Annotated in this window: 5 protein-coding genes and 1 pseudogene; 4 read left to right on the top strand and 2 right to left on the bottom strand. The window is 67.3% G+C overall.

Annotated elements, in window-relative coordinates:
* Positions 1–191: 191 nt before the first annotated feature.
* The 4 genes from ACSQ2G_RS11280 to ACSQ2G_RS11295 all read left to right on the top strand — a co-directional run bounded on the left by ACSQ2G_RS11280 (position 192) and on the right by ACSQ2G_RS11295 (position 9,819).
* Positions 192–3,269 carry a TonB-dependent receptor gene (locus ACSQ2G_RS11280; RefSeq protein WP_436030886.1) on the top strand — a complete coding sequence of 1,026 codons (3,078 nt, stop codon included), beginning with the start codon at positions 192–194 and terminating at the stop codon, positions 3,267–3,269.
* 131 nt (positions 3,270–3,400) lie between these two features.
* The gene (locus ACSQ2G_RS11285) at positions 3,401–5,956 is read left to right on the top strand and encodes a GH92 family glycosyl hydrolase (protein WP_436030888.1); all 2,556 of its coding nucleotides are present in this window, start codon (positions 3,401–3,403) and stop codon (positions 5,954–5,956) included.
* A 16-nt stretch (positions 5,957–5,972) separates the two neighbouring features.
* Entirely contained in the window at positions 5,973–7,229 is a 1,257-nt protein-coding gene (locus tag ACSQ2G_RS11290) for a histidine-type phosphatase (RefSeq protein WP_436030889.1), read from the top strand.
* Between the two features lie 64 nt (positions 7,230–7,293).
* Entirely contained in the window at positions 7,294–9,819 is a 2,526-nt protein-coding gene (locus tag ACSQ2G_RS11295) for a glycosyl hydrolase 115 family protein (RefSeq protein WP_436030891.1), read from the top strand.
* A 9-nt stretch (positions 9,820–9,828) separates the two neighbouring features.
* Here ACSQ2G_RS11295 and ACSQ2G_RS11300 read toward each other — a convergent pair.
* Positions 9,829–9,946, bottom strand: a pseudogene (locus ACSQ2G_RS11300) (hypothetical protein); the annotation flags it as partial.
* A 36-nt stretch (positions 9,947–9,982) separates the two neighbouring features.
* Positions 9,983–12,277, bottom strand: coding sequence for a GH92 family glycosyl hydrolase (locus ACSQ2G_RS11305; RefSeq protein WP_436030893.1), 2,295 nt, complete (start codon positions 12,275–12,277; stop codon positions 9,983–9,985).

Here is a 12,277-nt window from a genome sequence, read left to right on the forward strand (position 1 = left end):
AAACCAAATTGGCTATATGAAATAGGTCAGCGATATCAATGCCATTGTAGCCGATCGAAGGGTGCGACACGGGGGTGGGCGTGCCGGAAATATTGTCCTGACCAGTCAATGTTTTCCGGTTCAATCGATGTCGCGAAGAGGTCTGGCCAATAAGCCGCCAAGGCGATGGCCGCAACGAGGAGGGAAACGAATTGCAAGCGAAGATCAGCCCGAGACGCGCCCTGAAGGTCGCGCTCCTGTCGGCCACCATCATCGGCGGGGCGCCGGCGCTCGCCGCCGCGCAGGAGGCCGCGGCCCCCAGTTCGGCTCCCAGTGCAGCCGCCAGCTCGGACACGCTCGACGCGGTCGTCGTGACCGGCTTCAAGCAGAGCTACGCCAACGCCGTTCGCGCCAAGAAGAACGCCATCGAGATCACCGACGGCATCTCGTCGGACGGCCTGGGCCGTTTCCCGGACCTGAACGTCGGTGAAGCGCTGCAGCGCATCCCGGGCGTGCAGATCAACCGCGAGGCCGAGGGCCGCGACGCCACCATCAACCTGCGCGGCATGCCGGGCGAATACGCCCGCACCACGCTGAACGGCCAGTCGTTCGCCTATCCGCCGTTGCTGCGCGACAACCAGGGCACGCCGCTGGGCGCGTTCAACTCGGACATCTTCTCGGCCTTCGTCATCCAGAAGTCGCCGATGGCCAACACCGTGTCGGGCGGCCTCAGCGGCAATGTCGACATGCAGATCGCTCCGGCGCTGTCGCGCAAGGACGGCGGTTTCGCCAAGCTGTCCTACGAGTACAACGACCTGGGCGACCTGGGCGCGCCGGCCGCGACCCTCAGCTACAACAAGCACCTGACGGACGATCTCGCCGTGTTCGGGACGATCGCCTACAAGAAGGAAAAGTTCCGCCGCGACACCGTCCGCCTCAACAGCTACGACTATCTGACCTCGGCGATGACGGGCCTCTCGCCCACGCAGTTCAACAACACCTACGGCCAGTATTTCTCGCCGACCGCGTGCCCCACCAGCGCGACCTCGTACTGTCGCTCCCTGGGCCAGGCTCTCGGCCTGTCGCAGACGGCGGCCACGCCCTTCATCACCAGCAATACCGGTTCGACCAGCACCAACGGCGTCTGGGCCAATAGCCAGATCCGCCAGTACACCCGCATGAACGTCGGCAAGGTCTGGTCCGGTTCGGCGGGCGTGGAGTGGAAGCCGAACGACAACACCAAGGTCGGCCTGATCGGTTTCTCGACCGATCGCAACCTGCCTGACACCACGCAGTATTTCCTGATCAACACCGTCCTGCCGTCGTCCACGGCCGGCGCGGGTACGGTGATCACCCCGACCGGCACGCCGATCAAGACCAATGACGGACGCTATCTGTACGAGAGCTATTCGTTCAACAACATGAACGCGCTCTCCTCGACCCGTCTCTATTCTCAACACCAGAAGTCGAAGGGCCTGATCGGCAATATCGACTGGAGCAACGACGACTGGCGCTTCGCCGGCGCCCTGACCGTGTCGTCGGGCTACAACGCCTCGGTCGAGACCGAAGTCGACGTCGCCACCTACACCAAGGCGGGCGGCAACGGCATCACTGGCTCGCTGACCACGGGCCTGGATGACATCGGCGCCTTCAAGTACACGACCAGCCCGACGCCGCAGAACGCGATCGCCGACGGCCAGACCTGGACCTGGGGCGGCCCCGGCGACCCGACGTCGTTCTACAACAACGGTTCCAAGGCCAACTCGACCAACCAGATCCAGATCCAGGGCACCGAGAGCTTCGCCAAGAACGACCTGAGCACCGCCGCCTTCGACCTCGAGCGCTTCGTCAAGTTCGGACCGGTCAAGAGCCTCCAGGCCGGCGTGCGCCTCGAGCGCGAGAAGTACGTGTCGACCGGCTACCGGGTCTATGCCTACGGCGCTCAGTTGAACAAGATCACCTCGAGCATGATGGTCACGGCGCCGTTCGTCGACGACTTCATGGGCGGTTCCGCCGGCGACTACAACCGCAACTGGCAGGTGTTGAACATCCACCAGTTCCTGGACGCGGTCCGCCCGGTCACGCCCTATCAGGGTGGCGGCCTGTCGAGCCAGGGCTTCAACATCCAGTACGCCGACAGCAGCTATTACGACAAGAACTTCACCAACGAGAACGACGTCAACGAATTCTATATTCAGGCGAAGTACGACACCGAAATCTTCGGTCATGGCGTGCGCGGCAACTTCGGCGGCCGCTACGAAGACACCAAGAACACCATCACCACCCTGGACCGCGTCACCCCGCCGACCGACTCGATCGGCTCGGCGACGGCGTTCAAGACCGACGAATACAAGAACAATTACCACTACTTCCTGCCGTCGGCGATCTTCGTGGCCGACGTCACCGACGACCTGATCCTGCGCGGCGCCTACTACAAGACCTATGTGCGCCCGCACCCGCGCCAGTATTCGCCGTCGACCAAGGTCAGTCCGTCGCCGATCTTCAATAGCAGCCTGAGCTCGGGCTCGACCAACGTCTACGACGTCTCGGTCGCCATCGGGAACAACAGCCTCAGGCCCTACCTGGCCGAGTCGTTCGACCTGTCGCTGGAATGGTACAACCGTCCCAACGGCCTGATCTCGCTGGCCTATTTCCATAAGAACATCACCAACCGCATCGCCACCACCACCGACCCGTCGATCATCTGTCCGGCCGACGGCTCGACCTGGGGCTTCGGCGCCCTGTCGTGGGACGGGACCTACTGCAACGCCACCAGCCTGAGCAGCGCCAACACCCAGGTTCACGTCAACGCCACCGGGTCCTACAACCTCGACAAGCCGACCACCGTCGAGGGCGTCGAGTTCAACATCCAGCAGAACCTCGACTTCCTGCCGGGCTTCTGGAAGAACTTCGGCGGCAGCTTCAACTATGCTTACACGACGTCCAAGAGCCCGGCGATCGCCCCGTTCCCGGGCATCTCAAAGCATAACGTCAACGTCATCGGCTATTATGAGACGCCGAAGTATGGCGTGCGCATGGTCTATAACTACCGCTCCGATTACCCGCTGAACGCCAACGGCACCTATACCGGCAGCGCTCGCTCGGTGAAGGCGCGCGGTCAGCTGGACCTGTCGGCTTCCTACAACGTGACGGACAACTTCACCCTGTCGCTGGACGCCTACAACCTGACGGACTCCAAGCGTTTCGAATACGAGAACGACACCAAGGTCTCGCGCTGGGTCGACTATGATGGCCGCACCTACACCCTGACCGCGCGCGCCACCTTCTGATCTTCACTCCCCGTGAAGCCACCTGATAGCCGGTCCATTCGTGGGCCGGCTATATTTTCGATTTCGGGGGAGGGACCCGGCGGGACATTCAGTTTCGGCGCCCCTCCTCGTTCCGTAGCCGGAGGATCTTGATGCCCGGACTTCGCGCGAGCCTGTCGCCCCTGTTGGTTCTGGTTCTCCTGGCGGCGTCCCCTGCAGCCTGGGCCCGGTCCGATCAACCGCTCTACAAGCTTCCCGCGCTGACGGTCGGCCTCGGCAACGACAACGAAGGCGACACCATCCCCGGGCCCACGCGGCCCAACGGCTCGATCCATCCCTCGCCCGAGACCCCCAACCCCAGCAACGCCGGCTACAACGCCGCCGAGCCGATCAGCGGCTTCGCCCAGCTGCATTCGCAAGGGTCGGGCGGCGTCACCACCTACGGCACCTTCCTGCTGTCACCCCAGGTCGGGCCGGCGCAGTTCGACGAGGCCGCCCACCTGTCGCCCAAGGCCGAGGAGATCCTGGCGGCCGACGCCTATTCCGTCCGCCTGTCGCGCTACGACACGCGCGTCGAGGTTACGCCAGCCCACTATGCGGCGATCTATCGCCTGACCTATCCCGACACCGATCAAGCCCAGCTGGTGTTCGACGTGACGCGCAAGGTCGGCGGTCTGGTCGCCTCGGACCAGGCCGACATCAAGCTGTTCCCGGCCGAGGGCAAGGTCGTCGGCCACGTCAAGGCCAAGGGCTACTGGAACCCCGCCCTGATCGACATCTGGTTCGTCGCCAAGTTCGACCAGAAGCCGACGGCCTGGGGCGTCTTCGACAAGCAGGACCGCAAGGCCGGGGCCATCGAGGGCCGGACCGGTCCGGACGAGCGTCTGGGCGCCTGGCAGACCTTCAAGACCACCGGCGACAAGCCGTTGCTGGTCAAGATCGCGGTGTCCTTCACCAGCGCCGAGACGGCCGAAGCCCTGCTGGATCGCGAGATTCCGGACTGGAGCTTCGACCGCGTGCGCCAGGAAAACCAGGCCGCCTGGAACGACCGACTGGGCGAGATCGAGGTCTCGGGGCTTTCGGAACCCCAGACCCGGCGGTTCTACACGGCGCTCTACCACGCCTCGACCCACCCGCGGGACCGCTCGCTGGACCAGCCGGCCAAGGAGCTGGGCCGTCCAAACTGGGATGACCACTACACCCTGTGGGACACCTACCGGACGCTGTTCCCGCTGATGTCGGTGCTGCGGCCCAGCGAGTATGCGGCCAACCTCAACTCGCTGATCCATACCTTCGACAAGTTCGGCGCGGCCGACACCGCCATCATCGGCGGCCAGAACTACCATGTCGGCCAGGGCGGCGACGAGGTCGACAACGTGCTGGGCGAGGCGGCGCTGCGCGGCGCCCGGGGCGTCAACTGGACCGACGCCTGGCGCGTGACCCATTTCAACGCCTTCGAGCGCCGCCGCCCGCGCTATCTGGAAAGCGGCTATTTCGGCGTCGGCGACCTCAGCCCCGAACCGAACAACCAGCGCGCCAAGTCCGGTTCGTCGACCCTGGGCTTCGCGCTCAACGACTACTTCGCCGCCCAGGTCGCCGCCAAGGCCGGGCATGCCGACGAGGCCGAGGCGCTGACCAGGCGTTCGCAGAACTGGCGCAAGATCTGGAATTCGGACACGGAGAGCGACGGCTTCAAGGGCTTCCTGATGCCGCGCTATCCGGACGGCAAGTTCCAGGACGTCGACCCCAAGCAGGGCTGGGACGGCAAGGTCCACAACAATGTCGGCTATTACGAGGGCACGGCCTGGATCTATTCCTACGGCGTGCTGCACGACCTGCCGGGCCTGGTCGAGGCCATGGGCGGGCGGGTGCGCTTCAACGAGCGCCTCAACCACGCCCTGGACGCCGGCCTGATCGACATCACCAACGAGCCGTCCTTCGCCACGCCCTGGCTGTTCCACAACCTGGGCCGCGCCGACCTGTCGTCGTACTGGGCGGGGCAGGTGTTCAAGCATTTCACCGACACCGCCTATCCGGGCGACGAGGACGCCGGGGCCATGAGCTCCAACTACGTGTTCAACCGCCTGGGCCTGTTTCCGAAGCTGGGAAGCGACCTGTTCTACCTGCACGGGCCGCGCCACCCGCGCAGCCTGATCCATCTCGAAGGCGGCAAGACCCTGGAGATCCTCGCGCAGAACGCCGGCGCGGATCGCCCGTACATCGCGGCGGCCAGCCTGGACGGCAAGCCGCTGTCGGGCCCCTTCGTTTCCCAAGGCCAGCTGCTGGCCGGCGGCGTGTTGAGCTTCACCATGAGCGACAAGCCCGGCCAGTGGGCCTACGACGGCGCCGTGCTGACCACCGAGGCCAGCGCGCCGGCCCTGATCGACGGCAAGACCTCCACGGTCTGGACAGCCTCGGCCGGCCAGTCGGCGGTGTTCACCCGTTCGGCGGCGACCTGCCTGAAGGCCTATACGGTCAGTGTCGGCGCCGAAGAGGCTGATCCGACCGCGTGGCGATTCAGCGGTTTCGACGGCAAGCGTTGGGTGAAGCTGGACCAGCGGCGCGGCGAACGCTTCGACCATCGCCACGCCACCCGGACTTTCGCGCTCAAGGCCAAGGCCTATGCCCGCTATCGGCTGGAGCTGACCGCGGGTAAAGCCATCCAGGTGGCCGAGGTCGAGCTGATCGCCGGAACCGGCTGCCACTGACTTTCGGAGCCGCGCGATGACCTTGTCCTTTCGAGCCGTCCTGGCCGCGTTCGTTCTGCTTTCGGCGGGCTCGGCCTGGGCGGGCGCGTCGGGCGAGCGCCTGGAGAAGGTGGTGATCCTCAGCCGCCACGGGGTGCGGGCGGCGATGTCGAGCCCCGAGCGGCTGGAGGAAACCTCGGCCCGGCCCTGGCCGCGGTTCTCGGTTCCGCCGGGTCACCTGACCGCCCGCGGCGAGACCCTGGCGTCGTTGATGGGCGGCTATTTCCGCGAGCGCTATGCCGCCGAAGGCCTGTTGGACCGGGGCGACTGCGGCGCGACCTATTATTGGGCTAACGTCACCCAGAGGACGATCGCCACGGCCAAGGCGGTCGCGCGGACCCTTTCCCCCGGCTGCGCGGTCGCTGTCGCCACGGTGGGCGAGGGGCGCGTCGACCCGATGTTCGAGCCGATCAAGGCCGGGGCCATGGTCGCCGACGCCGATCTGGCGCGCGCCGCCGTCGCCGGTCGCGCCGGTGGCGACCTGACGGCCTGGAGCGCCAGCCATCGCGACGCGATCGAGCGCCTGGACGCGCTGCTGATGCAGTGCCCGGTCGGTCCGTGTCCGCCGTCGCCCGGCAAGAGGCGGATCCTCGACGCCAAGCCAGGCTTCGTCGAAGGCGAGGACCTGGTCTCGCTGTCGGGACCGGAAGCCTTCGCGTCCGGCGTCACCGAGAGCCTGCTGATGGCCTGGGCCGACGGCCAGGACTTCGCGGGACAGGGGTGGCGAGGCCTGGACGAGGATACGCTGACCCGCGTCTTCGCCCTGCACCAGGCCGAGTTCGACCTGCGGCTCCGCACGCCCTATGTCGCCAAGGCCCTGGGCGGTCCCCTGGCGCGACGCATCCTGGCGACGCTTGAAACCGGCGTGTCCGACGCGGCGATCGGACCAGCGGACGCGCGAGTTGTCTTCATCGCCGGCCACGACGGCACCTTGGCGGTGCTGGGCGGCCTGCTGCGCCTGGAATGGACCTTGCCGGGCTATCAGCCCAACCAGATCGGCCCGGGCGGCGCCCTGGTGTTCGAGCGTTGGCGCCGCGCCGACGGCGTCCGCGTGATCCGCGCCCGCTTCACCGGCCAGAGCCTTCGCCAACTGCGCGAGGCCGCGCCGCTGACCCAGGCGACGCCGCCGCTGGCCGCGCCGGTGTTCATTCCGGATTGCAGCACGGCGACGCCGGCGTTCGACTGCCCTCTGGACCGGTTCGAAGCGATCGTGTCGCAAGCCCTGGACTCGTGACGAACGGTCCGACCATGCATCATCCGAAGTACAAGACCCGCCACGCGTAGGGAGGCCTGGGCCGATGAGCAGACTGAAGTTGATCTGGCGGAGCGTCCTGGCGCTCGTCCTTTGTCTCGGCGCGGCTCACGCGGCCCAGGCACGGGAAGGGCGCGACGAAACCGGGGCCCTCTTCACCGACAGCCTGGCGCGAGGCGGCTTCGTGCTGGTCGAGGCGGGAAGGGCGCCGACCATCGTGGTCGATCCGGGCGACGCCGCCGTGGTGCGCCACGCCGCCGACGACCTGGCGGACGATATCAGGTCCGTCACCGCCCAGCAGGTGACCGTCGCGGCCACGCCCGCCGGCAGGACGGCGATCCTGGTCGGCACCCTGGGGGGCAGCAAGCTGATCGACCAGATCGTCGCCGCCAGGAAGGTCGATGTCTCGCGCCTGAACGGCGCCTGGGAAAGCTTCGTCATCGCCTCGGTCGACCGTCCGCTGCCCGGCGTCGACAAGGCCCTGGTGGTGATCGGCAGCGATCGCCGCGGGACGGCTTTCGGCGTCTACGAGGTGGCGCAGGCCATGGGCGTGTCGCCCTGGGCCTGGTGGGCCGACGTCACGCCCAGGCATCGCGACACGCTGTTCGTCGCCCCGGGCGTCCACCGTTTCGGCCCGCCTTCGGTGCGCTACCGGGGCGTCTTCGTCAACGACGAGGACTGGGGGCTCTATCCCTGGGCGGCCAAGACCTTCGATCCCGAGCGCGGCGACATCGGACCCAAGACCTACCGCCGGATCTTCACCCTGCTGCTGCGCCTGAAGGCCAATACGCTGTGGCCGGCCATGCACCACACCACCGCGCCGTTCAATTCCGATCCGGCCAACGCCAAGCTGGCGGAGGAGTACGGCATCGTCATGGGTTCGTCCCACGCCGAGGCCATGCTGCGCAACAATGTCGGGGAGTGGAAGGACGCGCCCGAAAAGTTCAACTACGCGACCAATCCCGAGGGTGTGAAGGCCTATTGGGAAGAGCGCGCCAAGGCCAATGGGCCTTACGAAAACCTGTGGACCCTGGGCATGCGCGGCATCCACGATACGGGCATGGTCGGGCCCAAGACCATGCAGGACAAGGTGGCGCTGCTGGACAGGATCATCGCCGACCAGCGCGAGATCCTGGGCCGCAACGTCTCGCCCGATGTCGCCAAGGTCCCGCAGATCTTCGTGCCCTACAAGGAGGTGCTGGACATCTACCGGGCCGGCGTCGCGGTTCCGGACGACGTCACCATCGTCTGGCCCGACGACAATTTCGGCTATATCCGCCAGTTCCCCAGCGCCCAGGAGGCCGGACGCAAGGGCGGGGCGGGGGTCTATTACCACCTATCCTACCTCGGCTTTCCATTGGCCTACCTCTGGCTGGGCACGACGCCGCCGGCTCTGGTGCAGGAGGAGATGGTCCACGCCTGGGACAAGGGCGCCCGCAACGTCTGGATCGCCAATGTCGGCGACATCAAGCCCGCCGAGATCGGGACCAGCCACTTCCTGGAGATGGCCTGGGACATCGACCGCTGGCGCGGCAGGACTCAGCGCCAGTTCCTGGAGGATTGGAGCCGCCGCGCCTTCGGCCCCGCCCTGGCCGGCAAGACCGCCGACCTGATGGACCGCTATTACCGCCTGAACTTCGAGCGCCGGCCCGAGCACCTGGAATGGCAACCGCAGGCCGAGAGCCGCCACATGTCCAGCTACACGCCCGACGAGGTCAACGACCGCCTGCGCGCCTTCCGCAAGCTGGTGGCGGAGACCAAGGCGACCGGGGCCTCCGTGCCGCCGGAGCTGGCCGACGCCTGGTTCGAGCTGGTCGAGTTCCCGATCCGCATTTCGGCGGCCGCCAACATGCGGTTCTTCGCGGCCGAGCGTTACAACGAACTGATCGACAACGACCAGGCGATGGCGCGGTCGGCCGGCGGCGCGGCGGTCGACGCCCAGGCCGAGATCACCGCCCTGACCGATCGCTTCAACAACAAGGTCGCCGGCGGCAAGTGGCGCTGGCTGATGCCCGAGGAGCCGGCCGACAGCCAATGGCGGATCTATCGCGCGCGCTCGATCCCGCTGCCGGGCGCCGGTCTGACCGCCGACCCGGCTCGGTTCCTGGCGGTCGTCGACGGCAACCCGCCCGCGGCCTCGCCGGTGTTCGAGGCCGAAGCGTTCGCCGCCAATACCGGCTGGCGTCTGGTCGAGGGCGTCGGGCGTGGCCGCGGCGTGATGATGGCCGATGCGCCGGGCGCCGTCCTGACCCTGGCCGTCAACGTCGCCGGTTCCGACGGTCGCCGGGTTCAACTGGGCGTGCTGCCGATCTTCCCCGACGGCCAGGCCCAGGACATCGAACTCGACGTCAGAATCGATGGCGGCGCGGTCGAGCATGTGAAGCTGCCGCGCAAGGTCGGCTCCCCGGCCTGGGCCCAGGGCGTGCTGGACAACCTGCTGAAGGCGACGGTCGGCCCGTCGCTGTCGCCGGGTCGCCATACGATCACCGTGACCTCGCGCACCGGCCGCGTCGGCCTCGACCGCGTGCGGCTGGTCCTGCCCGAGCAGGTCGCCGTGCACGAGAATCATTAAGTGGCTCGGTGCGTCCTTCGAGGCCCGCTGCGCGGGCGCCTCAGGATGAGGAATTCAGAAGCGACCCACAGTCCTCATCCTGAGGTGCGAGCCGGAGGCGAGCCTCGAAGGACGCACGGCGGTTCAAAACCCGAGCGGCCGGGCGAACCTCAAAGCCAAGGCGTCAAAGCCCGTTGGGCGGCGGCGTGAAGGTCGTCGCCCACCCCGAGGGCGCGGGACCCATCGTCAGGTCCAGCACGCCGCCTTGGGCCAGTTCGGCGTGGGTGATCCAGGCGCGGTCCAGCGGCTTGCCGTTCAGCTTGGCGGCCGTGACGTAGCGGTTGGTTTCCGAGGTCGCCAGCGCCTGGACCGTGAAGGTCTTGCCGCCCTCCAGCGCCAGCGTGCTGCGCGTGAACACCGGCGAGGCGATGTAGTAATAGGGCTGGCCGGCGTTGGGATAGAGGCCGATGGCGTTCCAGACGTACCAACTGGACATCGCGCCGGCGTCGTCGTTGCCGGGCAGGCCAGTGCGGGCGAGACGATAGTGCTTGGCCATCAGCTGGCGGGCGATCTCGGCCGTCCGGTCGGGGCGGCCGGCGTGGATATAGAGATACGGCGCCAGAATGTCGGGCTCGTTGCCCTGCGAGTAGTGGCCGTCGAACAGGCGGTCCAGCCAGGTCACGAAGCCCTCGCGCCCACCGGTCTTGGCCATCAGCCCGGCCACGTCTTGCGGTACATAGGTCGAATATTGCAGCGAATTGCCCTCATAGAACGGGGCGTCCCACCAGGGCCCTGAACGGTCAGGATATTCGTAGGTGCAGCTGTAATTCTCGACCCATTCGCCGTTGGGATAGCGGGGGCGGATGCATCCCAGCGTGTCGTCCCAGAGGTTCTTCCAGTTCCCCGATCGGGCCAGGTAGCGCCTGGCGTCCTCGGGTTTCCCCAGGGCCTTGGCGACCACGCCGATGGCGTAGTCGTCATAGGCGTATTCCAAGGTGCGCGAGGCCGAGCGGGTCTGCGTGAACGGCACATAGCCCAGCTTCAGATAGTCCTTCAGGACGCGCCCCTGCAGGAAGGGCTGGTCGCTGTCGACCTCGCCGTTCTTGCGGATCGCCTCATAGGCCAGCGCCTGGTCGAAGCCGCCCAGGCGCTTGACCACGGCGTCGGCGATCAGGATGTCGCCGTTGGAGCCGCCCTGGGTCATGCCGTTGGCCCCGGCGATACGCGAATCCGGCATCCAGCCGGTATGGCTGTAGGTGTCGATCAGCGAGCGGAGCATGTCGCGCTGGCGCTGCGGCTGGATCACGGTGAGCAGCGGGTGCAGCGTCCGGAACGTGTCCCACAGGGTGTAGAAGTCCTCGTAGTGGGGCTCGTCGGATTTCCACCAGACGTTCTCGCCGCTGAGGTCGTGCGGCATGGTGTGGGCGCGGTAGAGGGCCGAATAGAAGATGCGCTGCTGCTCGTCCGAGCCGCCCTCGACCCGGATCTTGGCCAGGGCGCCGTTCCATTGCGCCCGGGCGGCCTGGCGATAGCCGTCGAAGTCCCAGCCGGGCATCTCCTCGGCCAGGTTGGCGCGGGCCTTGTCGGCGCTGACGAACGACACGGCCAGCTTCATCCGCACCTGACGGTCGCCAGTGGTGTCGAAGGTCAGATAGGCGCCCAGGCGGTTGGAGAACTCGCGCTCGGTGTCGTACTCGATCATCAGGCCCTGGCGGTTGGCCGGGCTCTTGACCTGTGACCCGCCTTCCAGGCGGCCGACGCCGGGCTGGGTCTCGAACCAGCCCTGGCCCGCCTTCCAGGCCCCGAACGCCTTGGCCGGACGATCGACGACGGCGTGGAAGTACAGGGTGTAGGGCGCGGGGTTCCAGCCGCCCTCGACCGTCACCTCGCCCGCCAGGGTGTGGTCGTCGATCAGCTGGACCTTGGCCAGCCGCACGCGCTGGCCGCGCCCGCGCATGGCGACCACCGAGCTGACGTCGAAGATCAGCTGGCTGTCGGCGACCGCGGGATAGGTCAGGCGCTGGAAGCCGACCCGGCGCGAGGCCGTCAGCTCGACCTTGATGCGCTCCGCGTCGCTGTTGCCCAGGCCGACGCTGTAGTAGCCCGGCGAGGCCTGCTCGTCGGTCTTGCCGAAATGCAGGTGGTTCAGCCTCAGCGGTCCGACGGCGGGGGTGACGCGGAAATTGCCGTACTTGCCCGAGCCGCCCGTGCCGCTGACGTGGGTGTAGCTGAAGCCCATGATCGGGCTCCTGGAGTCATAGCCGTTGGTGTCGGCGTTGGTGGTGTCGGGGCTCAGCGACACGAAGCCGAACGGCACGCCGGCCCCGGGCACGGTGTTGCCGCCGGCGACGCCGCCGCCGTCCACGCCCACGAATGGGTCGGCTCTAGAGGCGAGGTCCGGGGCAGGGGCCTGGGCCAGCGCCGCGAGCGGCAGCGCCGCCAGGGCGACGCCGAGGAAAAGGCCGCTCAGGGCGCGCAT

Origin of the sequence: Caulobacter sp. LjRoot300, from assembly GCF_964253875.1 — a bacterium.
Taxonomy (GTDB): Bacteria; Pseudomonadota; Alphaproteobacteria; order Caulobacterales; family Caulobacteraceae; genus Caulobacter.